We start from the raw sequence: 23,917 nt of genomic DNA, 5'->3' as shown, positions 1-23,917 counted from the left end.
GGATGTACTTAATGATTCGCTCTCGCTCAATGATTCAGATGTACTTAATGACTCTGACGTACTTAATGATTCGCTCTCGCTTAGTGATTCAGATGTACTTAATGATTCACTTTCGCTTAATGACTCTGACGTACTTAATGATTCACTTTCGCTCAATGATTCAGACGTACTTAATGATTCGCTTTCACTTAACGATTCAGATGTACTTAATGATTCGCTTTCACTTAACGATTCAGATGTACTTAATGATTCGCTTTCGCTTAGTGATTCAGATGTACTTAATGATTCACTTTCGCTCAATGATTCAGACGTACTTAATGATTCGCTTTCACTTAACGATTCAGATGTACTTAATGATTCGCTCTCGCTGAGTGACTCAGAGGCAGCTGTACTAACAGTTAAAGTAGCTACATTAGATTCCTGGACTTTTCCTCCTATATTTACAAGGACTTGATACTGACTACTATTTAAATTTACACCAACATTATTTATTATTAAATCTTTATTAGTAGAAATAAGTTCTTGACGTTTACCTTCATTCCAACGGTACCATTGATAAGTCACTTTTTGTTCATTATTATCTGGTATTAAGCTTGGAGAAATCGTAAAAGTAGCATCTTCACCTACTTCAACAGTTTGATCAGAAATTATATCCCCAACTTTAATTGATATAGAATTTTCTACAGTAGAACCGTCTGAATTTGTTAAAACTGCTTTTACAATAACTGTTCCTTTTAAATTATTACTATTTGTAGTTATTACCCCTGATTGGTTAATTGTTGCTAAACTATTATCATTTACCGACCATTTTACTGTACCTGTCGCGTTTTTAGGATTTGTTTCATACCCTAAACCCCAATAAGAATCATTAACTAAAATATTAGGGTTATTAGTAACTGTTATTTTATTAGCTTGTACTTGTTGCTGAACCACACTCACTGCGAAAACATTTGAACCATATGTTTTCGCTGAACCTAAAAGTGGTTTATTTCTAACTACTAGTTGGAAATAATAATCTCCTACATCAGTTAAAGTATAATCTAAATCTTTTTTAGTTTGTCCACTTATTGAAGTCCATTGATTATTTCGATATATATACCACTGGTAACTTGTATTGTCTAAATTTACAAGCCCAGGTATTCTAAAATCGCCATGTGCTTTGGCTTTTTCGCCATTAATAATTGTTTTTCTTTCAGGATTAATATCAGTTGTTAAACCAGGTCTTCCAAATAGACCCAAAAAACCACCATAATACTTATCAGATACTCCGTGGTAAGGATTTGGAGGTGCGGTTTGTGCGGCTTTAATAGTTTGCCTCTCTTTTAATTTAGAATTTTTATTTTCTGATAAATTTTCTTGAGAATTAGTTGACGCGTCTTCTACATTACCTTTTTGTATTTCCTCATCCTTTTTCTGAGATGCTGTAGTTTCTGACAGGTCTTCTTGAGAATTGGTTGACGCGTCTTCTACATTACCTTTCTGTATTTCCTCATCCTTTTTCTGAGATGCTGTAGTTCCTGGCAAGTCTTCTTGAGAGTTAGTCGATGTGTGTTCTACATCATCTTTTTCTGTACTTTGACTACTTATTAATTCACTAGCTTTTGCTTCATGAGTAGTTATTGCCGTGAGAATTGTGAAACCTAATAATATTGAACCTGTCCCCATTGAAAATTTTCTAATTGAAAATCTTTGCTTTCTATCCCTTTTCATTCGCTACCTCTTCTCATTGTATAATATGTGATTTTACAAAATATTATACAATAAAAATTAATGTGAGTATACACTTTTTAATTTTGTTTTTTAGTTTACTGATATTAATGAAAATATTAAATAGTATTATTTTTTTATACTTAAAGCCATTAAAAATATTCTGAAATTATGTGTTACAAAATAATTGCTCACCTTATATAAGATTTCTTATATGTTAATATTTAATTATATTAAATATTGATAGGGTGGAGCGATTAATTTGGGATACCAAAGTGAATATGGTTTAGAAGAAAATGTAGTTAAACAGCTACAAGATTTGGGGTATGAGCGTGTATTATTGCGCAACGAAACACAATTAAAAGAGAATTTTAGACGTATTTTAAATGAACGAAATGCAGATAAATTAGAGGGTACGCCTATATCAGATAATGAGTTTAAACGTATCATGATTGATATCAGTGATAAAAGTGTATTTGAAAGTGCTCAAATATTAAGAGATAAATATGTACTAGAACGTGACGATGAATCTAATATTAGCGAAGGTTATACATCAATTAACGTTTTATCAGAGGCATTTAGTATAAATTTTATGAATGAAGATCGTAGGAATGGATTTGGTTATGTTAATTTAGGAATGAGTAAATCTGAAATAGATAATAAATTTGGAAATTCTGAAGGTAATGTCAATATAGCAGGTATTTCAGCAAAAAAATATGGGAATATAGCAGTACAGTATAATAAAAACACAGTTTCTAGATATTTTATAATCCCTGATGATCTTAGCATATATCAATTTGAAGATTACCACGGTGATCCTACTATGAAGGCTGACGAGGGCGGAGTTATTTATGATGATAATGCACATAACAGTTACACTATTAAAGTATATGTTAATGAAAGTGGGAAAGTAATTGGTATAGAAAATGTAGACCAAATTGAGAGAAATGACTCAGACACTTCAGATAATGATGAGGTTGATAGTAAATATCAAGCTAAAAATCTTGCTGATGATTATCTTGCCAAGAAATATGAAGATTATTGGATTCATTCAGTCGATGAATATAATGGAGTTTATAGAGTTAACTACGGTGAAGGTAATGCAAGTCACGCACATGATGCAGTATACATCGACCAAGCAAACGGAAAAATCACTGAAGCTGACCCAAATGAATAGACTTATTAAAGTAAAATAATAGTTTAGAATATATATGAAAAGCACTTCGCATGTTAATGTGCGAAGTGCTTTTAGATACAAAAACAAAAATTAAAGCTTATTTCAAATAATTTTATATCCAATCACCAATTTTATAAATATAATAAATTACACTTGCATCGTTCTATTGCCACTCGATCTTTACACTTTTATGGGTTTTGTTGCAAATTTAGAATTATATTATAATTTTAACAAAAAGAAGGGAATTAGCGTTATTTGTGTCGTGCGATTGATGCAGATGGACACATATTAGATATTTAGCTTCGTAAAAAATGTGATTACAAATGAGTTTATGCGTTTATTAAGCGTCTTAGCAAACAATTTGCTAGACCTCAAACTATTGTTACCGATCACGCACCTTCAATGAAGGTAGCTATATTTAAATTGACTAAAAATTTTAAACCTAATTTAACAAGATCATTGTCATATTAAAGTAAAAAAAACAGATATCAAAGTTTAAATACCGCTAAAAACACAATTAAAGGTATTGAGTGTGTTTATGACTTATATAAAAAAACTGCAGGTCTCTTCAGATCTACAGCTTTTCGCGGTGCCATGAAATTAATTTCATGTTAGTCAGTTAAGTAAAAACTAATTTAAAATGATGAATTAATTAATTATTTTCAGACTATGCAACAGAACTTTATTTAATTATATATTTTAGCTAGTTCTAATTCTATTTTCAGTTGTCTTTGTAGATTGACATGCAAATACTATAAATACAATAGTAAAAGGAAGTAGTAAAGCTTGAATCGATGTACTAACATTATCACCAACCATATATGGTTGGGCAAGCCACTGAATAGATAAAGGGATAACTCCCCAATATATAGATTTGCTAACATCTCTCATTCTTCTGGCACTTATTGAAATTAAAGGTAAGTATAAAACAGCTAATAATAATTGGGCTAAGAAAGTCTCTTGAGCATATACAGCTAATAAGAAGAATTCTAAAATAACTATTGATATTAAATAGAATAAATAAAACCACCAAAACCCTCTACGTGAAGTCAATCCTTGATAATTAAAAATATTTTTCCAACCATCTATATATAATTCCCAAGGGTTTCTTTTGTGATTTCTTGTGTAAATATTAGAACTTGGATAACGGTTAAATTCATTTTCATATTGTTGTCTTGAATTTTTATTTGAATTATTTAAAATCAATTCATTACCGCAGTTAGGACAAAATTTAGACATATTATCAACTTTAGTTCCACAGTTTGAACAAAACATAATTCTCCCCCTTTTTCAAAAAATTTATACTTTAGTTTCATGTCCCAAATAAAATTGGTAAGCTTTTCATAATTTTTATACTATATATTTTAACATAATAATTTACTTGTGGGCATTTTAAATTAGGAAACACAATAATAATTGTGTTTCTACTAAAACCTTCGTTTTTGACACAAAACCTCTTAACTATAAATTAGGAGGTTTTTCTTGGATATTTAAGTCTATAAACTTGTGCTATAATCAATGTATCATAAATATCAAAAATCATGAGTTTTTAGACGATGAGAGACGCGTTTATTTGCATCGAGAATTAGATTTCGTTAATAAGTACCCATAAAACGATTAAAAGAGGTGGTATTCAAATGGCTAAAATTGGTTATGCACGTGTATCAACACAAGATCAAAGTCTTGATGGACAGATTGATACACTTGAGGAATATGGTTGTGAACGTATCTTTAGCGAGAAAGCGAGTGGCCGTAAAACGAATAGAACAGAACTTGATAAATGCTTAGATTATTTACGTGAGGGAGATATTCTAGTGATTTATAAACTAGATCGTCTTGGACGTACAACGAAACAATTAATTGAGTTATCACAATGGTTAGATGAAAACAGCATTGACTTACATATTATAGATATGAACGTATCAACGAAAGATGCGATGGGCAAGATGTTCTTTACCATGATGAGTGCTTTTGCAGAACTTGAAGCTAACCTACTAAGTGAACGTACGAAAAAAGGACTAGAAGCTGCGAGAGCAAGAGGACGAAAAGGTGGACGCCCTTCATTGCCCGACCATAAGAAGAGAGAGATTAAATTCTTATACGATGAACAAAAACTTACTGGAGAAGAAATTGCTAAACAAACAGGAGTGAGTCGTTCTACTGTATATAGAATAATAAAAATGAAGTAGTAAAAACAAATAATCACAGGAAGAAAACTAATGAAAGGAGAATCTCTAATTTGAAGATTCTCCTTTCATTAGTTTTTATAACCTATATTATAATTTAACGAGAATTTTTGCTTGTGATTTATCGTTTACAAGTTGTTCAAATCCTGACTCTACAATATCATTTAACTCAATTTCATCAGTAACGACGTCTTTTACTTTTAAATTACCTTCGTTAATTAAGTCTATTGTTTGTTGAAATGTAGTAGGTGTATAAGCAATCGTCGAAGTAAGTTTTACACCTGTATTCGTTAATTGCATTGGATTCCATTCAATAGGATGGCCGAATATAGAAACTATAACAACAATACCTCTTGCTTTAGTAACATCTATTGCAGATTTAAGTGTTGGCGCTACACCAGCTACCTCAAATGCTACATCAACGCCATTATCAGTGTATTTACTAATAATATCACTTGGGTTTGATTCACCAGAATTTATCGTATGAGTAGCACCTACTGATTTAGCTTTATTAAGTCGTTCTTCCGATAAATCGAAAACAAATATTTTGCTAGCACCAGCTGCTTTGGCTGCTATAGTTGTTAATAAACCGATTGGCCCTGCACCAAAAATAGCAACAGTATCGCCAAATAGAACTTCTCCTTCTTTAATTGCTTGAACTGCAACAGCCGTCGGTTCTACAAGGGCGCCTTCTTTATCAGAAACATTATCTGGTAATTTATAAACATTCTCTTCTGGGGCGTTTGTAAATTCTGCAAATCCACCATCAGAACCTAAGCCTATAAATGAATAACCATCATAAAGATCAATATTTTCTTCTTTTTCACGATTTGAAACTGTAGGATTAATGACAACACGATCGCCTTTATTAAATTTTGTAACCTTAGAACCAATATCATCTACTACACCTGCAAATTCGTGGCCTAATGTAACGGGCGCTTTTTGGCCAAGGAACGGGTCAGGTTTGTCTGTTGAAATAAATATAGGGCCTTCTAAGTATTCATGTAAATCTGTACCACAAATGCCAGCCCAAGACACTTTAACTTTAACCTCATTATCTTGTAACTCTTTAGATTTTCGATCTTCAACTCGTACATCCTTTTGACCATACCAAACTGCTGCTTTCATTGATAAAACCTCCTTGTTTTAGTTAATTTAATAGTATGCCTTTTAAAAGTTACTTTCAAATAAACTAACCTTTTAATATAGTGTTTCTAAATTATTATATGATTAGAGTCTACCCTAAACGAACAATAAAAACCCCTTGTAAAATGCTGTTTCTGTTTGTATGAGAAAAGGTGTTAAAAATGATAGTTGGATATGCAAGAGTTTCGACCATTGATCAAAATTTAGATAGGCAAATTGAAAATTTGCAATCTTTTGGTGCTGAGAAAATTTTTACAGAAAAACAATCAAGTAAATCTATAGAAAACAGACCCGTCTTTCAAGAAGCTCTTAATTTTGTGAGAATGGGAGATCGATTCGTTGTGGAATCTATTGATCGTTTGGGACGTGATTATGATGAAATTATTGAAACTGTGAATTACTTAAAAGAAAAAGACGTTCAGTTAATGATTACAAGTTTACCTATGATGAATGAAGTGATTGGAAATCCACTTCTAGATAAATTCATGAAAGACTTAATTATCCAAATTTTAGCAATGATTTCAGAACAAGAAAGAAATGAAAGTAAACGTAGACAAGCTCAAGGTATTCAAGTCGCAAAAGAAAAAGGTATATATAAAGGAAGACCTGCTCTGTATTCTTCCAATGCTAAAGATCCACAAAAACGTTTGGTTTATTACCGAGTTGTTGAATTACTTGAACAAGGTAAATCTATAAGTACTATAGCTAAAGAAGTAGGTATTACACGCCAAACTATATATAGAATTAAAAACAGTAGATAAAAGAGAATAGACACAAATCTATATAGATGTTAATCTATTAACTATCTAGGAGGTACATTCATGTCTTATAAAGAACTATCAACAATATTAAAAGTTTTATCAGATCCAAGTAGGTTGGAAATACTGGATTTACTATCTTGTGGGGAGTTATGTGCTTGTGACTTGCTAGAGCATTTTCAATTTTCACAACCTACGTTAAGCCATCATATGAAGTCGTTAGTAGATAACGAGTTAGTTACTACACGAAAAAATGGTAATAAACATATGTATCAACTTAATCATGAATTTTTAGATTATATTAATCAAAACTTAGATATCATTAATACATCTGACCAACGCTGTGCTTGTAAAAATATGAAGTCAGGTGAGTGTTAATGACAATTTTAGCAATTGTGATTTTTCTTTTAACTTTAATCTTTGTAATATGGCAACCGAAAGGTTTAGATATTGGTATTACAGCTTTAATTGGAGCTGTCGTTGCTATCATTACGGGAGTCGTAAGTTTTTCCGATGTATTAGAAGTAACAGGTATTGTTTGGAATGCTACCTTAACATTTGTAGCTGTTATTCTTATTTCATTAATATTAGATGAAATTGGATTTTTTGAATGGTCTGCGATACATATGGTCAAGGCTTCAAACGGTAATGGATTAAAAATGTTTGTTTTTATCATGTTACTTGGGGCAATTGTAGCAGCATTTTTCGCAAATGATGGTGCAGCTTTAATCTTAACGCCTATTGTATTAGCAATGGTAAGAAATCTGGGTTTTAATAAAAAAGTGATTTTTCCTTTTATTATTGCTAGTGGTTTTATTGCTGATACTACATCACTACCTTTAATTGTAAGTAACTTAGTTAATATCGTTTCTGCAGATTACTTCGATATTGGATTTATTGAATATTTTAGTCGCATGATTATTCCCAACATATTCTCTCTGATTGCTAGTATTCTCGTTTTATGGTTATATTTCAGAAAATCTATACCTAAAACGTTCAATACAGAAAATCTTTCAGACCCTAAAAATGTAATCAAAGATCCTAAATTATTTAAGCTTTCATGGATTGTATTAGCAATACTACTTGTGGGATATCTTGTTAGTGAGTTTATACAAATACCTGTATCAATCATTGCTGGTATCATTGCTCTTATCTTTGTAATATTAGCTCGTAAATCTAAAGCAGTTCATACAAAACAAGTAATTAAAGGCGCACCATGGAATATTGTTGTATTCTCTATTGGTATGTACCTTGTTGTGTTTGGACTAAAAAATGTAGGTATTACAACTATTCTTGGGGATATCCTAACAAATATTTCAAGTTATGGGTTATTCAGCAGTATCATGGGTATGGGCTTTATAGCTGCTTTCTTATCTTCAATTATGAACAACATGCCAACTGTTTTAATAGATGCAATAGCGATTGGTCAATCCAGTGCTACAGGAATATTAAAAGAAGGTATGGTTTATGCGAATGTCATAGGTTCTGATTTAGGACCTAAAATTACGCCAATTGGTTCTTTAGCAACATTATTGTGGCTACATGTCTTAACACAAAAAGGTGTGAAGATTTCATGGGGAACATACTTTAAAACTGGAATTATCATTACTATTCCAGTCCTATTTGTAACACTCTTAGGTTTATACCTTACACTAATCATATTTTAAGAAAAGAGGCTTTAATTATGGATAAGAAAACAATTTATTTTATATGCACAGGAAACTCTTGTCGTAGCCAAATGGCTGAAGGTTGGGGAAGGGAAATATTGGGTGAAGATTGGAATGTCTATTCTGCCGGTATTGAAACACATGGTGTTAATCCTAAAGCAATAGAAGCTATGAAAGAAGTAGATATTGATATATCAAACCATACGTCAGACTTGATTGATAATCATATTTTAAAACAATCAGATTTGGTCGTAACGTTATGTAGTGATGCAGACGATAATTGTCCTATTTTACCACCAAACGTTAAAAAAGAGCATTGGGGTTTTGAGGATCCAGCAGGTAAAGAATGGTCAGAATTTCAACGTGTTAGAGACGAGATTAAATTAGCTATAGAAAATTTTAAATTGAGATAATAATAAACACCTCTTATTAACTAAATAAGGGGTGTTTTGCCATTTAATGTACAAAATTTGTGCCATATAACTTCAAAAATGACAAATAATTCTATGTAATACTTTCTTATTTAGACATAAAAAGAGAGTGTACAGAAAATGGTTATTTTCTGTACACTCTTAAATTATTTTAATGATTCTGGAAAATCTTGATAGCCTTCTCTAATATTTACGACATTTTCAAATCCTTTGTTTTCTAAGATACCCACGGCGATTGAACTTCTAACACCTGACTGACAATGTACGTATATTTTTAATGACTTGTTCATTACTCTTTTAAATAATACCCTGAAACCATAAGTTTTACGCACTATTTTTAAAATCGAAATCAAGTTGCACAATTGATGAAAAATTTTAAAAGTTAGTAATCAATTAAACAAATGTATGTGGTTCATTATAAGTTTGTTCAATTGATTAATCGTTTGCGATTGATTATTCTTTAATGAGAATAGGAGTGATTAAATTGATTGATGATGAAATGAAATTGGCACACCAACTATGCTTTTCTGCTTATAATGTTAACAAATTATTCAGCAAATTTTATGAAAAGCAATTAAGTCAATTCGGTTTAACTTTTTCTCAATATCTAGTGCTATTAACATTATGGGAAGAGAACCCTCAAACTTTATTATCCATTGGTAAAAAGTTGAATCTAGCAAGTAATACTCTAAGCCCATTACTAAAAAGACTTGAGCAAGCTGGCTGGGTTCAAAGAAATAGAGATGAAAGCGATAAACGTAACCTTATCATAACTTTAACGATAAAAGGTCTAAATGAGCAAGAAGCAGTACATGAAACTATTGCTAAATGCATTTCTTCACAATTTGATGTAGATGAATATATGAAAGCCAAAAGTATTATGGATAATTTAGAAGAAACGTTGAAAATTATTACAAAGGATGATTCAAATGAAACAATATGATGTTGTATTTTTAGGTAGTGGACACGCAGCTTGGCATAGTGCGCTGACTTTAAACAAAGCGGGGAAATCGGTTGCTATTGTCGAAAAAGATCGTATAGCAGGTACTTGTACAAACTATGGGTGCAATGCCAAAATTTTATTGGAAAACCCTTATGAAGTACTAGAGCAAGCTTCACACTATCCCAACATAATTAATACTGAAGCATTATCAGTGAATTGGGAAAACCTTATGTCTTATAAACATAAAATCATTGACCCTATGGCAAATACTTTGAAAGGTTTATTTGAACAACAAGGTATTGATATTATTGAAGGAGCAGGAAAATTAGTAGATGAGCATCACCTCGTAGTAGATGGTGAACAATATTACGGTGAAAACATAGTTATTGCAACAGGTCAACACAGCAATAAGTTAGATATTGAAGGGTCTGAATATACACACGATAGTAGAGACTTCTTATCCTTAGAGCAAATGCCAAATAGTATCACATTTATAGGTGTAGGTATTATTAGTATTGAATTTGCTAGCATAACAATTAAATCTGGTGTAGAAACTCATATGATTCATGTTGACGATGAACCGCTCAAAGGTTTTTATTCAGCACATATTGCTAAATTAATGGATAAATTGGCAACAGAAGGAGTTCAATTCCATATGAATGAAAATACTACTGTAATTAAAGAGCAAGGTGACAATTATACTGTATCAACAGAATCAGGATTAGAGATTACTACTAACTATGTGTTAGATGCTACTGGACGTAGACCAAATGTCAATGGTATTGGACTTGAAGAAGCTGGCGTTAATTTCACTACTCGAGGTATACAGGTAGATGAATATTTACGTACAAATACCCCTAATATTTATGCTAGTGGTGATGTGTTAGATAAAGTAATTCCCAAATTAACACCTACTGCAACATTTGAATCTAACTATATTGCTGCGCATATTTTGGGTATGGATAAAAATCCTATTACCTATCCTGCAATACCTTCAGTTTTATATACACTACCAAGATTGTCTAATATTGGAGTTTCTGTAGATGAAGCTAATACTAGTGAGGACTATAAAGTGATAGATATTCCTTTTGGTAAACAAATGGTGTTTGAATACAAAAATGAAACTGAAGCTGAAATGACAATTGTATTAAATAATGATAAACAATTAGTGGGAGCTGCTATATATGCTGATGATGCACCAGATTTAGTTAATTTATTAACTTTCATTGTAAACCAAAAATTAACGGCTCAAGATTTAAATAAAATGATCTTTGCTTTTCCTGGATCATCAAGTGGCGTTATAGATCAATTAAAATTAGCAATGTTATAAAAGGAGTGCTATAAAATAACTAGTAATATTTATGATATAAGAGTTGTTAACAAAGATGGTAGTAGGTATTAAGTATTATATTAGTTAATACTGCCACAAAATGTGGCTTAAGTGGTCAATTTGAAGAATTAGAAGAATATTACCAAAAATATAAATAGCAAGGGCTAATTATACTTGGATTTCCTTGTAATCAATTTGCTAAACAAAAACCAGGTACTGATGACCAAATAGCTAAAATATGGAAAGAAAATCAAATGGAATTTCACAAAATTTATTATTGCTAAAGATGGTAATGTAGTAAAAAAACTTGCTCCCAAAGACAGTCCTAAAAAAGTAGAAACTTTATTTCAGAATTTATTATAACTAAGCATCATTAATTGAAATGACACAATAATATAGCGTTTAATATCTAATTATGTTACTAGTAAACATATCCACAATCCTACTGAATAGAACGAAAAAAGCACAATACAAAGCTAAAGTTGATAAAAATGTACTGAAGCTATTACAATCAATAAAATAACAGAAATTTCATTATCTGATTCTATTGTTGATTTACTCCATTAATTTGTTTTAAAAGATTTTCATCCTGTGATGTAAATTAACTTTATTAATCATAATCACTCCTATTTTTAAATATATTGCATCCACATAACCTAAACAGATAAAACTACTTTGCATTCCTACCAATTATAGTGTTATAATGCAATCAACAAAGATTATCAGGCATGTATGCACCAAATCCCCTTACTATGGCCGTAGTAAGGGGATTTTTTGGTGTGACTAGTCGCCTATTCGTCATTACGCTTGCGTAGCCAATGCGCAAATAGCGCAACGAGACAACCACTTGCTGCTGTGGTCATGATGTTCACAAAGATTTCAGACATCGCGTATGCACCTCCTCTCTACGTCAAATTGACGCCTGAGAGATAGGCGACTCCATTATTATACCATCTGTAAATATATAAGCATATGCACTTCCGATAAGTAAAATTATGTCATTTACTGTATATACCAATCTATGTTCTTGGTTAATTCGTCTACTGTAATATCCAAAAAAATTGCCAACTAACTTTTCAGGTTTACCTATAGCATCTAATGTCCCATCTCTAGAGATACTTTTTAATAACTGATTCATCCTTTTAACCTTCTTTCTATCTTTTATCTGAAAATATTCATAATCATCAAATGCTTGTGGTGAAAAGGTAACATTCAATTTAGCCACTTATATCAAAATATCCTTAGCTTTTACATTACCACGTTCTAGGTTTTCAATAGATTCTGATAGATGTTTCGAATTGGCAGGATTTTGTTGCAAGTATAGTGTTTCCATTATTTCATTATAATTATCTTCCGACATTATAACTGCATTACGATCTTTTGTTGTAATTGTTATCGTATCGCTATCATTATTCACTTTATTAATCATATCTTTAAAGTTTTTACGTACATATGAATAAGATTTAACAATCATATCAAATGCCTCCTTACAGTTGTTAAATATTTATTGGCTCAATCGTACAATTTCTTGTACAATTGAGCTAGTTTTTAACTTATAACATTGTTACAATTTAAAAAGACAGTGGCTTGTATTTTATTAGGAAGATTAAAATAACCTCTAGTTACTCGCCAAAGTATATGCTAGAGGTTATTATTTTGTTTATTGCTAATTAATACTGAGCCAATAATTGTGAGAACAACTAAACATGCTATTCGTTTATCGAATCTCCCTATTAAGTAGAACTTAGTAGGGAGATTTCATTGTAATTTTAAATCAATTTACTTCAGGTCTTAGATTTGTCTTTTCAGGGGATTCTAGAACCCTCTCTATATCAATTTGCTTAATTCTGTTGATAATTTGTTTTTTGTCTTTATATCCATAATTTTCAACTCTATCTAATGTTAATTGCGTTAAAAATTTCACTGGATTTTCAGGATAGTAACTATCACCTAAATACCTTTTAATTTCTTTCTCTGTATAATGAATGAAATTTTCCTTAGCAACGACTCCTGTTAATGAATAAAATAAGAATTGTCTAGCTTTATTAAATTCATACCATTTCACAAAAAACTCTCTAGTAAATTGAATTGCTTTTTTTATTCCTATATCTTTATGAGTTTTATCCTCTAAATAATAAAACATATATTCGTAGCAATATTTGGGAATCAATATGACGCTTTGTCTTTCTGAAAAATAATAATCTTTAGATAATTCTTCAGAGTCATGAATATTAGTATTTTGCAGAATATATGACCCAACTGATTGAGAATTAATGTTGTTCAGTGTGCGTAATGAACTTGAAGAAAGTAAATCAATATTTATATTCAAGTAATCACATAATTTTATAATATTACTAATACTAGGATCAATTTCACCTTTTTCCCATTTTCTATACTCTGCACTTGAAATACCCAAATCCTTTTCAATATCTTCAAATCTTATATCAAACTTTTCTCGATAATAATTTAACAAATTAAAATATTTTGTATCTTCTTCATCATAATCAAAGTAGTCATCTTCAAAAAGTTGTCTAATTTCGCCTAATGAGAATTCTATATTTTGTATTAGTATATTCATATTAATAGGTTCACGTTTATCATTAAATTTAGTATATCCAGCAGAACCTGTCTCTAAGTTTATAGGAAATTGTAAATCATTTTCATGATTATATGAACTAAATAACTCCAAGTTATCTAAGAGGCCCTTAGCTCTCCTAATAATAATACTGCTACTTTCTTTACTAACATCTCGATATAGATAGTCATAATACTCTCTCATTATCAACTCATATTGGGGAATGGCTACCCAATCATCATGCTTTACTAAATCAAATTTATGGATTATATCAGACAAATTTTTAAACGTTTTAGGCATCCACTCTGAATAGCCATGAAAATATTCTTCAATATTATTATCAATCAAAGTAATCTCTTCTGTGTTATAAGATTTCCACTGTTTTGTTAAAAATTGGTATATTGTCATATTAAAATATTTTGCAATATCATCTACGATACGATAAGTAAATGCTTTCTGCTTAGATTCTAAAAGTGTTATCTCCTTTTTAGAATAATTGGAAAATCCACTAAGTTCATTCAATTCTTTAGCCAATACTTGTTTAGTTAAATTCTTATTTTTTCTTTCTAGATAAAGCTTTTGGGATAATTTCATATAACCCCTCCTTTATAAAAATCATACACTACTTTTTCATAAAAATAAAATATTATAATTTTTAAATTTAAAAGCGTACAGTTACAATACGGTTTATTGCTCGCTTAAAATTAAGGGGAAGTATGTGTCTGTGGTTAATCAAAAACCTCCACAAGTTAAATACAGGTTTTGTGGAGGTTACTCTTATTTTGAAATATCAAATTAATTTTTATGAAATTTTTGTATAGCATCTCTAATCTCTTCTTTTAATTGCTCATCTCTTTTATATCCATTGAAATTAATATATTCAGCGTCATCATTTACATACTGTAAAAAACGTTTAAACGTATCCAAGTATTTGGCAACTTCAGAATATTCCTCTTCAATATTTTCATAGTCTTCTTTCAACACTTCATCTTTGTTATGATCTACTTTAAATTGTATTTTAAGAGCTTCATTTTCTTTTTCAAGCTCATTAATTCGTTCATCTACCGGATAAACAGCTGTCGGCTTAATACGATTTCCTAATGCCACAAGCCTTGTATAAGCTGTTGGATTTAAGTTTCTATCTTCTGCTAATACTTTCACTTTTTCATACTCTTCTTCAGTTAAATTAATATTAATTGTTTTAGCTTTTTTATGATTCTTGCTTACCATTTCCACCACTCCTAAAATTAGTAATTACTTAGTAAAAAGTACATTCTTAAACTAAGTAATTGATTAGTAAACACTCTATCATAAATAACTAAGCAATTACTAATACCTTATATAAGAAAATCATTGATTATAAACAATGATTTAAGGACTCCTTTCGGGAGTCTATAAGGAGTCCTTAGACTCCCGATTCTTCTATCCCTTGTGGCGCAAGGAATAGAAGAATCATTGATTTTACATCGAAATGCCATGTAATATTACGCTAAAGTCAGGTTTTATAAATATATAAAATTGCTAAAAGTACTGCTATGAAAGTATTTATAACAAATGAAACATTCATTTTGAACCCCAGCTATGCTGGGTGCCATCGTGATGGCATTGTTCACCCTTATCCTGTTGTCTGGGACTCCTTTTCGAGACTCCTCTAGTTGAATTCTTAGCCACATAAATGCATTTTCAATGTTCTAAAAGTTTAAATAACTCTCCTTCTTAAAACGTATATTAGGCTTCGTTTTTTATCATTACAAATACTACTAATAAACTTCCAATAAAAAATGACCTATTGCATTAATTTATAATACATGTAGATCATTTTTCACTCACAATATTATTTTTTAAAATTCATGTTATTTTTATATATTGTTAAGCTAGAAATATTCTGATTTAATTAAGACTTTGATGAATTCAAAAAAGAAGGTAAGTAAATTGAAATTTTAAGCTTTATAGGCTTTACCATTTTTCTTTGGGCAAGAAATGTAGACGCATCAGGCGCCATACAAACGACTGAATTGAAATGGGTTAATATTGCTGTTATAGGAATTACATATTTAATTTCTTTAATCATACAGCTAATATGGCTAATCATTAATTTAGTCTTTTCGAGAAAACAAAAAGTACAAGTACTGAATTAAGTAGACGGCTTGAAAGAACCTAAACAGTCCGTATTGAAATAAAAGATACCCATTTTATCTGGGGTATCTTTTTGTTTTTATATAGATTTATTTGGATTTTAAAGGGATATTTAGAGCCAAAACAAGAGGGCTTTCTATCATTCAACATATATCGAACGAGATTTTTGGGGAATAGATTTTTATAAATTCAATTATGTTTCAAATCATTTTAAAAAGATTGTTATTTCTATATAGTATCAAGACAAGAAGAAACTCGTTTCACTCGTTTCAAAATCCCTCTTGATTTTTACAGAAAAAATCTTTAATTTCATCATCTTTAATAAAATAATAAGCCATCTTTCCATCTTTCCAAAAATCAAGAACATCATTTTTATACAAAAGTCTCAAGTGATGTGATGTAGAAGCAACACTCATATTTAATATCAAAGAAATATCACAAACACACAACTCATTTTCCTTAATCAAAGATAATATGATTTTTAACTTCTTTTCATCACATATTTTTTGAAAAATACTAAGTAGTTTTTGTGATTTATCATCTTCTAAAAATTTCAAAGCATTATTCACTTTATCTTCATGAATACAGATCACATCACAAGCATTTGCCTTGCCCATATAAACCACACCTTAATTTAAAATATAAAATCAATTATTGTTTGAATTGTATTATTTTCAATAATAATAAATAACCCTAAACCAATATAAATAACAGCCATTATCCAACGACTAAACTTCTCTACAATTTCTCCAACACCTGAAATATTAGCTAATTTTTGTGCTGAATATACTAAAACAAAAATCAATATTAAAAATACAAGAAGAGTAACTAATAAGTCGACAATATCTAAAGTCACAAAGTAAGGAACAAAAAGCCCAATATTATCTGCACCACAACTAGCGACTGTAACCAAAGCAACAATACCGACTAATTTTGACAACCCTTTTTCATCCAATTCTTTTTTAGCTCTTTTTTCGCCCTCACAATCGTCATAAATAGCAACTTTAATACCTAAGTAAATCGGTATTAAACCTAATAAACCCAACACCCATTTTTCCGGAACATAATTCAAAACAAAAGCTAGAAATAAACTAACTAATATTAAAATTACAGAACCTAAATATTGTCCGATATAAATATCTCGATATTCTTTTCTAGTATTTGCTCTAGCAAAAAATATTAATAGTATTACCAACAAATCTACTGCTGTAGCAATATATAAAACAGCAGCAGTAATCACAGTCGAAAACATAAAGCACCTCATTCAAAAATATTTTTGAATGTATTATAGCTTATATTTAGCAAAAATCATAGAAAAATAGATTAAATAGCTTGTCGACTATTTGCATAATTGCTATTACAACATTCAGTGCCACTAACACTAATTTGTAATAGAATTTTTTTATTTTTAAATTTTCAAAGATACCAAATTTTAAATACCTTTATTTTGAATTTTAAGGGGGCATTTTAAAGATTCGGGGGTAAATCATATAGTTTTATACCTAAAAACGTATATAAGCTCTTAAAATGCAAATATGAGCCAAATAAATATATTTTAATTACACCAACTAAAATTTGAGCAAAACCAGTGTCGAATTTTTTAGACACTGCCCAGTTACATGAAAATTAAAATTTGCATAGTAAAACTGGTCAACCATACAGGTTGAACGCTATAGTTCCCGCAGGTGCAAAAAAGCATAAAAAAACGCTAGCTTTTAAGCTAACGTTTCAAATCTTTTAAGTAATAATTTTGTTTTTCAAAATGCCAAATTGCCGTAATTGAATGTGCTTTTTCTTCTTCGTCTGTTGTTTTAATCAAATTGCCATCTTCGGCATCATCTAAATTTAAAATCTTATGTTTTTGTTTAAGCAATCCACCATAACTCAACATACGTTTTCGGTATAAACCTTTTTCCAAGTCATTCACGATTTCTTGATTCCTTTCATCATCATCAGTTAAAAAATCAGATGACTTAACCGAATATTTAGAGGTTTCTTTGATTGCTGAAAGATCATTTGAATTATTCGTTAAAGATATTGTACTTAGGCATATTTTGACGACGCATATTAAGCGCATGTATCTCTTCTAGTTCAGCTTTAATCGATTGCATCAAATAACCTTGCATAGCTTCAACTGTTTCATTTTTTTGTAGCAACATCGCTTTAAAACGTTTTAAGACACTGACAAGTTCAAACTCCACGTCTTCTAAACGATAATATGTATCATGGGCGTTATTAAATGATTTTTTCCCTTTGAGTAAAACACTTTTAATAATACGAATTTCTCTAATTTCAAATTTACTTAAATAATCTTGAAGTTGTTTTGGTAATTCTTCAAGGAGTTGGAACTTAAGTGCATCATTATTAAATTCAGTTTGTTGATTATTTGTATGATCCGAATGATCATGACTTATTGAATTGTTATATGTATCATTCATATCATACGTATCATTATTCTCAGTCTCTATATAATCAGTATTACTTAAGTCAGTATCATTAGACTGTGAATTTGGAAGTTCTTGACCACTTAAATTCATAGTTCTAGAACTTCCAAATTCATTGTTCTGGAACTGTGAATTTGGAAGTTCCTTGGTACGACTGCCTTCAACATCATAATTGGGTTTTAATAAATACAATCTATTGGGTTTATTAAGGCCAACACGTTCTTGAGTTAGTAAATTAAAACTTACTAACTCTTTTTTCAATTTTATGATTTTTTGTTCTGCATAACCTAAGTATTCGCACAAATGTTTATTACTGAAAATAAAGTAAATGTTATTATTTTTATCTACCCATTCATTTTGGATGGATAATTCAAAACGATCTTTTAATAACGCATACATAATTTTGGCTTCTGCTGACATTTTCTTAAAATATATATCTTCAAATAAATATTTAGGCAGTTGATAAAACCTTTCAGTTTTTACTTGTGATAAATTGTATTTCTCAAAATTGGGCATAATAAAAACCTCATTTCCACTTTTTTTGGATTGAGGTAATAAAACAATTTTTACGTAAGTTATATGTTTTGTGCTTGCACTTAGATGATTAGATATATATAATACAAGTATCAAAAAAAATATATAAACAAACGAATGCGAATCGTTTTATTACCGAGAGTCGATGCTACGCCAATAGCATCGACTCTTTTAATATTCATAAAGTAATATTAACACTTTTATGGTCGTATATAAAGCGTTTTAATTGTAGTTAAAAGCACATTATAACCTCAAAATAGTAGAATTTATTAATTTGGTGCCTAATTAGGCACCAAAAATATCCGATAGATAGCTAATTAGTTAATTAGCTAGTTAAATAGGTGGTAAATTTAGGCGGTAAAAGGTGAAAAAATATTTGCTATGTGGTAAAATTTAGGTACTAAATTAGGTACCTAAGGGTGGGTGTTATGAAAACTATTAAAATGGTTGCTGATGAATTGGATGTAACTAAACAAACTATTGTTAATAATGCTAAAAGCTTAAATATATCTTTTGAAAAAGAAAATGGAATTAATTATATTAATGATAATGATTGTTTGAAAATTATAGAAAAAATCACTAAGAAAGAAAGAACAACGCAAAATAAAGAATCAGTAAAAAAAGAAATGTTTGATGAAAATACTGCAGAAGTTGAAAAGCATATATATAATAATTCAAATAGTTCTGAGACATTAAAAACAAAAGCAAATGAATTAGAAAAGCAAATAGAAATCTTTGAAACTAGAGCTGAAAATGATGAAAAATATATTGAGAATCTAACTAAACAACTAGATCAACAAAATAGCAATGTTAATACATTAAATAAACTGTTGGAGAATCAACAAATATTAGCTTTAGAAAGTAATAAAAAGATTCAAAAACTAGAAAACCAATTAGAAGAAGAAAGACAGCTTAATTATTCTTTTGATACAGTGACTAATGATAGACAAAACGTTAAACCGCAAGAAGCAACTTTTACTGAAGAATCTCAAAATATCAACCAACAACAAAAGAAAAGTCAACCAACAGAAACAGAAGTAAAACATAAGGATAGAACTGAAGAGAAAAAGGATGACAGTACAAATGAAGAAGTATTAGCGAAAGATGATAAACCATCTGAAGAAATAGAGAGTGGGCCTGAGGATAAGGAAGCAGAACCACCTAAAAAGGGGTTTTGGAGTCGTTTGTTTGGTAGCTAATATAATTAATTAGGCACTAAAAGGTTATAACCTTTTAGTGCCTTTTATATAGTGAGAACTTCTGATAATCATCGATTATGTAAATTAAAAATATAAGGAAAAGACGCTTAATTTACTGATTCGATAAATACTGTTTTATCGATAGCGTTGGCTTGTTTTAATTGTAATTCTAAGTAATTATCGAATATGTCTTTGTGTTGTGTAACTTCATCTAGCGCATTGATTAGTAAATCAGGATCCTCTACATCGAATAAATGATTTGGTGCTGTTACTACCTTATTGTGTGCAGTGGCATCATAACCTAAAATTAACAGTTTGTAGTCAAAGGCTGCCCTAACTGCATCTAATATTTCATTCCCTTTATTAATATCTAAATAAATATCGCATTTTTTATAAAGTGCTTTAAATTCAGTCTTTTTAGCATTTGGATATAATTTAACATTGGTATATTTATTCAAGTTCATTAATACCTTAGACATTTCAGTCATAGCTGCAATATGAAAATCTAAATGTGGATGTGCTTGTACAATTTGTTCTAAATGCGGTATTTGATCAGAATTTGTTAGTGTTAGCACTTGGTTAGAATGATTATTAGACTTCAGGAATTTATATACATATCCAGATTTATATATTCTATTTTTCCATTTATCACTAATAGATGATTTAAGTTGTTCGTAGGCTTCATCGCTCGGCACAATAATACTGAATGATCTACGTTCTTTAGATAATATATTTTCCATATGACGAATAATATCGCTCGTAATATCACCTTGCCAATAAAAATAATCATTGCTAGACTCACTTAACCCGTTCATCACTGCGGCAGGTACTGAAAATGAGTTGATTAAAAATTGTTCAGATTCTAACCCTGCAACTTGAATATAGAAATTAACAAATTGTATTTTCGAATGGAAGAAGTATTCTTTGCCTTGCCAATTCAAAATAACATCATTTGTGATGAAATTCTCAACCATAAACACTTCACCTTTAGCGTTATAGTAGCGTTTTAATATTCTTTTATGGGTATTAGGATCCAATACTACTTGTGCATAACTGTATCCATATTTATTATAATAATCAATATACTGCGTATGTCCTTGTTTATTTAACCACTCAATACGTTCTACGATTCTATGTTTATAATTCTTTTTATAAATAATTCTCGCTTTAATATCTCCTGTATCTTTAATTACAGCCTCGTTATTATTGCCTTCAATCAACCAAAATTTCGGTGTTTTAACTTGGTTAAAAAATAATGGTTTAACTGGCAAATTTTCATTTTCCGCAAAGAATTCATATGGTGTTTTAACATCTTCAGGAAGAAAGCCATCTGCTTCAATAACGATTGTTTGTCTATTCATACCAGAAAATTTAAATGAATTATAAAGGACTATTGTTTGTTTATCGAAAGCTTCAAATAAATTAATCATAAAGCACCTCTTCAATTAAATTATTCCATTGGATTTTTACAGTATCTTGTGTAAATTGTTCAGCAACTTTATAAGATGCCTCATGGAACTCATTTGTCTCATTTTCAAAAAATAGAGCTATAGCTTCAGCAATTTTCCCTACTATTTCAGACTCTGATTCTACATTTAATTTAATAGGTATGAGATAGCCATTTTCTTTGTCCTCAATAAAAGTCGGATTTCCATAATTAACATCAAATCCAATAAGTCCTAATCCTGAGCCAATCGCTTCCATCAATGTTAATCCAAAACCTTCACTCGTTGATCCTGATAGAAACAATTCATAACCCTTATATACTTGGTTTAAATTTACATGGCCATGCAATGTGATATAACTTTCTGCGTTATTTTCACGAATAAGGTTATGCAATGCCTGCTTTTGAGCACCTTCTCCATATATATCAAATGTTATTTCAGGTCTTTGTTGTTTCGCAATTGCGACAGCTTTAACTAACCAATCCACACGCTTTTCAGCTGCTAATCTTGAAGCAGTAATAATAGAATACGGCTTTCTGTTTAAAGAAGGTTGTGTTAAAGTTTTTAAATTGCCTACAGGAATTGTATATATATTAGGCTTGATATGATTATATTTTTCAAATTGCTCTGTCAGCAGTTTATTTTGGATTTCTGTTGCTGTGATGAAGAAATCAATTTCCTGCGCATTAGTGAATACATATTCATAATGATTATTCCAAAGTATATAATCATCGTTCGTTATCGATGCATTATAATGTTCTGCATGAATCACTACACCTAATTTAGCTTGATGTTTATTTTCTATCATAACTTGACCAATATCTTTTGAGCGATCTAATAAAATCATATCTTTCTGCGACAACTGAATTTGTTCCATGAAATATGCAATGAAATTTTGTTTGGAATATAGTATTCTATCTTTAAAGACAAACATACTATCATCACCATTTATATATTCATTATATGCTGTAGAACCATCTTCATTGTAAAAAACTCTCATATATAATTTAGCCATATTATCTTCAGGGGCGTAATACTCTGAAAAGACACGTACATAGGAATAATAATCTTTGCGTAGTAATTTCCCTCTTGATACATATTCTACTCTATCAACAATATCACTATCTTCGTCTTTCAAATGACACACGATATAATTACTATTTTTATTAAAGAAATATTTTTTGATTTTTCCTTCATCTTCTGTTTTAGTGATGTCGTCATTGAGTGATTGAATAATCTCATCTAATTTAACACTTGAAGGTGCTATTTTTATATCTGTGAAAAATTGGTATAACCATACCACTTCATCATCATTAAACCCTAAATTTTTTGTTAAAGTTTGTATATTTTCAGTTTTTATAAATTCTAAAAACACGAACTTTAACGTTTCTTCTCTTCCTCTTAAAGCTTGAGCTCTGTATAGTTGCGCATACTCTACACCACTACTCGCCCATCCAATGCCATTGTTCATGTTATATATCGTCATGTATTACACCTCAATAACTAAAGTTAAAATCACAATTTCACTTATTAAACGAACAATTTTACTATACTTAAAATCATCAACGACAATATGATAAACATAGCAAAAAACTTAAGTGTCAGAAATTCTTTTTTTACTTTTTGTTGATCTTTTTCAGCATCATATTCATTTAATTCTTCTTCAATTTGTCTATTTATTTGATCTAATTCTTCTTTTTCATTTATTTTTTGACTCATATATTACACTTCCTATAACTATAGAAATATTTATTAACTTATTATAACAAAATAAGCCAAGGAGAATATCCTCAGCTGTATTTTGTATTGATATTCAAATCAAATGTTATTAATTATTATCAGTTTCTTTTTTACGACGTCTTCTCAGTAGTGCCAAACCACCTAGTCCAAGAACACTCGCTAACAATCCGTTTTTCGTTGTATCATCACCTGTATTTGGTAACTCTGAATCTTTGTCTTTATCTTTTTTATTTTGGTTCACTTCATTCTCAGAATCTGAATCATTTGCTGATTCTAATGTGTTTGTAGAATCTAATGAATTATTTGGATCAAATGAAGTCATTGATTCGCTCTCGCTCAACGATTCAGATGTACTTAATGATTCACTTTCGCTTAGTGATTCAGATGTACTTAATGATTCGGATGTACTTAATGATTCGCTCTCGCTCAATGATTCAGATGTACTTAATGACTCTGACGTACTTAATGATTCGCTCTCGCTTAGTGATTCAGATGTACT

The 23,917-nt window shown here is 30.1% G+C and carries 26 protein-coding genes and 3 pseudogenes; 12 read left to right on the top strand and 17 right to left on the bottom strand.

What is annotated here, in order from left to right:
* On the bottom strand, nt 1–1,710 hold a 1,710-nt coding region (locus BTM19_RS12685; RefSeq protein WP_142378985.1), incomplete at its 3' end, for a YSIRK-type signal peptide-containing protein.
* Between the two features lie 259 nt (nt 1,711–1,969).
* Here BTM19_RS12685 and BTM19_RS12680 point away from each other — a divergent pair.
* Nucleotides 1,970–2,245, top strand: a pseudogene (locus BTM19_RS12680) (hypothetical protein); the annotation flags it as partial.
* An 891-nt stretch (nt 2,246–3,136) separates the two neighbouring features.
* Nucleotides 3,137–3,507, top strand: a pseudogene (locus tag BTM19_RS13155) (DDE-type integrase/transposase/recombinase); the annotation flags it as partial.
* A gap of 76 nt (nt 3,508–3,583) precedes the next feature.
* Here the strand turns inward: BTM19_RS13155 and BTM19_RS12675 are convergent.
* A complete protein-coding gene (locus BTM19_RS12675) occupies nt 3,584–4,159 on the bottom strand; it encodes a DUF805 domain-containing protein (RefSeq protein WP_099265893.1) in 576 nt (191 codons plus the stop codon).
* A 362-nt stretch (nt 4,160–4,521) separates the two neighbouring features.
* Here BTM19_RS12675 and BTM19_RS12670 point away from each other — a divergent pair, with 362 nt between their 5' ends.
* A complete protein-coding gene (locus BTM19_RS12670; RefSeq protein ID WP_002508689.1) occupies nt 4,522–5,073 on the top strand; it encodes a recombinase family protein in 552 nt (183 codons plus the stop codon).
* An 87-nt stretch (nt 5,074–5,160) separates the two neighbouring features.
* On the opposite strand, the gene BTM19_RS12665 is transcribed toward BTM19_RS12670, so the two are convergent.
* On the bottom strand, nt 5,161–6,198 hold the full coding sequence (locus BTM19_RS12665) for a 2,3-butanediol dehydrogenase (protein ID WP_002508690.1): 1,038 nt from the start codon (nt 6,196–6,198) through the stop codon (nt 5,161–5,163).
* A gap of 179 nt (nt 6,199–6,377) precedes the next feature.
* Here BTM19_RS12665 and BTM19_RS12660 point away from each other — a divergent pair, with 179 nt between their 5' ends.
* Genes BTM19_RS12660 through arsC form a run of 4 tightly spaced genes read left to right on the top strand, consistent with a single transcriptional unit; the run spans nt 6,378 to nt 9,054 of the window.
* Nucleotides 6,378–6,977 (top strand): recombinase family protein, encoded by a 600-nt coding sequence (locus BTM19_RS12660; protein WP_099265892.1) that lies wholly within the window; start codon nt 6,378–6,380, stop codon nt 6,975–6,977.
* A gap of 60 nt (nt 6,978–7,037) precedes the next feature.
* Nucleotides 7,038–7,352, top strand: a complete 315-nt coding sequence (gene arsR, locus BTM19_RS12655) for an As(III)-sensing metalloregulatory transcriptional repressor ArsR (RefSeq protein WP_029379012.1) — start codon at nt 7,038–7,040, stop codon at nt 7,350–7,352.
* Nucleotides 7,352–8,641 carry an arsenite efflux transporter membrane subunit ArsB gene (gene arsB / locus BTM19_RS12650; RefSeq protein WP_099265891.1) on the top strand — a complete coding sequence of 430 codons (1,290 nt, stop codon included), beginning with the start codon at nt 7,352–7,354 and terminating at the stop codon, nt 8,639–8,641. The genes arsR and arsB overlap by 1 nt, the downstream gene beginning before the upstream one ends.
* A gap of 17 nt (nt 8,642–8,658) precedes the next feature.
* Complete coding sequence (gene arsC, locus BTM19_RS12645) at nt 8,659–9,054, top strand: arsenate reductase (thioredoxin) (RefSeq protein ID WP_029379010.1); 396 nt, start codon at nt 8,659–8,661, stop codon at nt 9,052–9,054.
* A 164-nt stretch (nt 9,055–9,218) separates the two neighbouring features.
* On the opposite strand, the gene BTM19_RS12640 is transcribed toward arsC, so the two are convergent.
* Complete coding sequence (locus tag BTM19_RS12640) at nt 9,219–9,425, bottom strand: rhodanese-like domain-containing protein (RefSeq protein ID WP_326008610.1); 207 nt, start codon at nt 9,423–9,425, stop codon at nt 9,219–9,221.
* 146 nt (nt 9,426–9,571) lie between these two features.
* On the opposite strand from BTM19_RS12640, the gene BTM19_RS12635 reads away from it, so the two are divergent.
* The 3 genes from BTM19_RS12635 to BTM19_RS13220 all read left to right on the top strand — a co-directional run bounded on the left by BTM19_RS12635 (nt 9,572) and on the right by BTM19_RS13220 (nt 11,629).
* Nucleotides 9,572–10,015: a MarR family winged helix-turn-helix transcriptional regulator gene (locus BTM19_RS12635; RefSeq protein WP_369965484.1), complete on the top strand. Its 444-nt coding sequence runs from the start codon at nt 9,572–9,574 to the stop codon at nt 10,013–10,015.
* A complete protein-coding gene (locus tag BTM19_RS12630) occupies nt 10,002–11,345 on the top strand; it encodes a dihydrolipoyl dehydrogenase family protein (RefSeq protein ID WP_099265889.1) in 1,344 nt (447 codons plus the stop codon). The genes BTM19_RS12635 and BTM19_RS12630 overlap by 14 nt, the downstream gene beginning before the upstream one ends.
* Nucleotides 11,346–11,512: 167 nt before the next feature.
* Nucleotides 11,513–11,629 (top strand): hypothetical protein, encoded by a 117-nt coding sequence (locus tag BTM19_RS13220; protein WP_326016041.1) that lies wholly within the window; start codon nt 11,513–11,515, stop codon nt 11,627–11,629.
* A 507-nt stretch (nt 11,630–12,136) separates the two neighbouring features.
* On the opposite strand, the gene BTM19_RS12620 is transcribed toward BTM19_RS13220, so the two are convergent.
* The 5 genes from BTM19_RS12620 to BTM19_RS12600 form a co-directional block, all read right to left on the bottom strand.
* A complete protein-coding gene (locus tag BTM19_RS12620) occupies nt 12,137–12,232 on the bottom strand; it encodes a type I toxin-antitoxin system Fst family toxin (protein WP_014287283.1) in 96 nt (31 codons plus the stop codon).
* Between the two features lie 23 nt (nt 12,233–12,255).
* Complete coding sequence (locus BTM19_RS12615) at nt 12,256–12,570, bottom strand: Txe/YoeB family addiction module toxin (RefSeq protein ID WP_099265888.1); 315 nt, start codon at nt 12,568–12,570, stop codon at nt 12,256–12,258.
* A complete protein-coding gene (locus BTM19_RS12610) occupies nt 12,571–12,819 on the bottom strand; it encodes a type II toxin-antitoxin system Phd/YefM family antitoxin (RefSeq protein ID WP_099265887.1) in 249 nt (82 codons plus the stop codon).
* A 300-nt stretch (nt 12,820–13,119) separates the two neighbouring features.
* Nucleotides 13,120–14,514: a helix-turn-helix transcriptional regulator gene (locus tag BTM19_RS12605; RefSeq protein ID WP_099265886.1), complete on the bottom strand. Its 1,395-nt coding sequence runs from the start codon at nt 14,512–14,514 to the stop codon at nt 13,120–13,122.
* Between the two features lie 201 nt (nt 14,515–14,715).
* Nucleotides 14,716–15,150: a plasmid mobilization protein gene (locus BTM19_RS12600; protein WP_099265885.1), complete on the bottom strand. Its 435-nt coding sequence runs from the start codon at nt 15,148–15,150 to the stop codon at nt 14,716–14,718.
* Nucleotides 15,151–15,851: 701 nt separating this feature from the next.
* On the opposite strand from BTM19_RS12600, the gene BTM19_RS12595 reads away from it, so the two are divergent.
* Complete coding sequence (locus BTM19_RS12595; RefSeq protein ID WP_099265884.1) at nt 15,852–16,058, top strand: DUF3923 family protein; 207 nt, start codon at nt 15,852–15,854, stop codon at nt 16,056–16,058.
* A gap of 267 nt (nt 16,059–16,325) precedes the next feature.
* Here the strand turns inward: BTM19_RS12595 and BTM19_RS12590 are convergent, their stop codons facing one another.
* From BTM19_RS12590 to BTM19_RS12575, 4 genes and pseudogenes are all read right to left on the bottom strand, one after another.
* Nucleotides 16,326–16,673 (bottom strand): ArsR/SmtB family transcription factor, encoded by a 348-nt coding sequence (locus tag BTM19_RS12590; protein ID WP_037538777.1) that lies wholly within the window; start codon nt 16,671–16,673, stop codon nt 16,326–16,328.
* A 17-nt stretch (nt 16,674–16,690) separates the two neighbouring features.
* Nucleotides 16,691–17,308 carry a CadD family cadmium resistance transporter gene (locus BTM19_RS12585; RefSeq protein ID WP_037538780.1) on the bottom strand — a complete coding sequence of 206 codons (618 nt, stop codon included), beginning with the start codon at nt 17,306–17,308 and terminating at the stop codon, nt 16,691–16,693.
* A gap of 468 nt (nt 17,309–17,776) precedes the next feature.
* Nucleotides 17,777–18,064 (bottom strand): annotated as a pseudogene (locus BTM19_RS12580) (protein rep); the annotation flags it as partial.
* Between the two features lie 13 nt (nt 18,065–18,077).
* Nucleotides 18,078–19,016, bottom strand: coding sequence for a replication initiator protein A (locus BTM19_RS12575; RefSeq protein ID WP_099265883.1), 939 nt, complete (start codon nt 19,014–19,016; stop codon nt 18,078–18,080).
* Between the two features lie 446 nt (nt 19,017–19,462).
* On the opposite strand from BTM19_RS12575, the gene BTM19_RS12570 reads away from it, so the two are divergent.
* Nucleotides 19,463–20,233, top strand: a complete 771-nt coding sequence (locus BTM19_RS12570; protein ID WP_099265882.1) for a DUF536 domain-containing protein — start codon at nt 19,463–19,465, stop codon at nt 20,231–20,233.
* A 107-nt stretch (nt 20,234–20,340) separates the two neighbouring features.
* Here BTM19_RS12570 and gtfB read toward each other — a convergent pair whose 3' ends face one another.
* The 4 genes from gtfB to BTM19_RS12550 form a co-directional block, all read right to left on the bottom strand.
* Nucleotides 20,341–21,663, bottom strand: coding sequence for an accessory Sec system glycosylation chaperone GtfB (gene gtfB / locus BTM19_RS12565; protein WP_099265881.1), 1,323 nt, complete (start codon nt 21,661–21,663; stop codon nt 20,341–20,343).
* Nucleotides 21,656–23,164 (bottom strand): accessory Sec system glycosyltransferase GtfA, encoded by a 1,509-nt coding sequence (gene gtfA, locus BTM19_RS12560; protein WP_099265880.1) that lies wholly within the window; start codon nt 23,162–23,164, stop codon nt 21,656–21,658. Before gtfA ends, gtfB begins: the two co-directional genes overlap by 8 nt.
* 44 nt (nt 23,165–23,208) lie before the next feature.
* Complete coding sequence (locus BTM19_RS12555) at nt 23,209–23,397, bottom strand: hypothetical protein (protein WP_099265879.1); 189 nt, start codon at nt 23,395–23,397, stop codon at nt 23,209–23,211.
* 109 nt (nt 23,398–23,506) lie between these two features.
* On the bottom strand, nt 23,507–23,917 hold a 411-nt coding region (locus BTM19_RS12550), incomplete at its 5' end, for an LPXTG cell wall anchor domain-containing protein (RefSeq protein ID WP_142378983.1).

It is taken from the genome of Staphylococcus xylosus (genome assembly GCF_002732165.1).
Taxonomy (GTDB): domain Bacteria; phylum Bacillota; class Bacilli; order Staphylococcales; family Staphylococcaceae; genus Staphylococcus; species Staphylococcus xylosus.
The sequence above is the reverse complement of the archived record's forward strand: the minus strand, read 5'-3'. Positions and strand labels throughout refer to the sequence as shown.

Excerpts from the sequence above, each read along its gene's own strand:
- BTM19_RS12575 (WP_099265883.1), bottom strand. The coding sequence starts at position 19,016 with ATGCCCAATTTTGAGAAATACAATTTATCACAAGTAAAAACTGAAAGG.
- BTM19_RS12670 (WP_002508689.1), top strand. The coding sequence starts at position 4,522 with ATGGCTAAAATTGGTTATGCACGTGTATCAACACAAGATCAAAGTCTT.
- gtfA (WP_099265880.1), bottom strand. The coding sequence starts at position 23,164 with ATGACGATATATAACATGAACAATGGCATTGGATGGGCGAGTAGTGGT.
- arsB (WP_099265891.1), top strand. The coding sequence starts at position 7,352 with ATGACAATTTTAGCAATTGTGATTTTTCTTTTAACTTTAATCTTTGTA.
- BTM19_RS12600 (WP_099265885.1), bottom strand. The coding sequence starts at position 15,150 with ATGGTAAGCAAGAATCATAAAAAAGCTAAAACAATTAATATTAATTTA.
- BTM19_RS12605 (WP_099265886.1), bottom strand. The coding sequence starts at position 14,514 with ATGAAATTATCCCAAAAGCTTTATCTAGAAAGAAAAAATAAGAATTTA.
- arsR (WP_029379012.1), top strand. The coding sequence starts at position 7,038 with ATGTCTTATAAAGAACTATCAACAATATTAAAAGTTTTATCAGATCCA.
- BTM19_RS12590 (WP_037538777.1), bottom strand. The coding sequence starts at position 16,673 with ATGGGCAAGGCAAATGCTTGTGATGTGATCTGTATTCATGAAGATAAA.
- BTM19_RS12570 (WP_099265882.1), top strand. The coding sequence starts at position 19,463 with ATGAAAACTATTAAAATGGTTGCTGATGAATTGGATGTAACTAAACAA.
- BTM19_RS12610 (WP_099265887.1), bottom strand. The coding sequence starts at position 12,819 with ATGATTGTTAAATCTTATTCATATGTACGTAAAAACTTTAAAGATATG.
- BTM19_RS12585 (WP_037538780.1), bottom strand. The coding sequence starts at position 17,308 with ATGTTTTCGACTGTGATTACTGCTGCTGTTTTATATATTGCTACAGCA.
- BTM19_RS12660 (WP_099265892.1), top strand. The coding sequence starts at position 6,378 with ATGATAGTTGGATATGCAAGAGTTTCGACCATTGATCAAAATTTAGAT.
- BTM19_RS12635 (WP_369965484.1), top strand. The coding sequence starts at position 9,572 with ATGAAATTGGCACACCAACTATGCTTTTCTGCTTATAATGTTAACAAA.
- gtfB (WP_099265881.1), bottom strand. The coding sequence starts at position 21,663 with ATGATTAATTTATTTGAAGCTTTCGATAAACAAACAATAGTCCTTTAT.
- BTM19_RS12630 (WP_099265889.1), top strand. The coding sequence starts at position 10,002 with ATGAAACAATATGATGTTGTATTTTTAGGTAGTGGACACGCAGCTTGG.
- BTM19_RS12555 (WP_099265879.1), bottom strand. The coding sequence starts at position 23,397 with ATGAGTCAAAAAATAAATGAAAAAGAAGAATTAGATCAAATAAATAGA.
- BTM19_RS12665 (WP_002508690.1), bottom strand. The coding sequence starts at position 6,198 with ATGAAAGCAGCAGTTTGGTATGGTCAAAAGGATGTACGAGTTGAAGAT.
- arsC (WP_029379010.1), top strand. The coding sequence starts at position 8,659 with ATGGATAAGAAAACAATTTATTTTATATGCACAGGAAACTCTTGTCGT.
- BTM19_RS12675 (WP_099265893.1), bottom strand. The coding sequence starts at position 4,159 with ATGTTTTGTTCAAACTGTGGAACTAAAGTTGATAATATGTCTAAATTT.
- BTM19_RS12620 (WP_014287283.1), bottom strand. The coding sequence starts at position 12,232 with ATGTCTGAAATCTTTGTGAACATCATGACCACAGCAGCAAGTGGTTGT.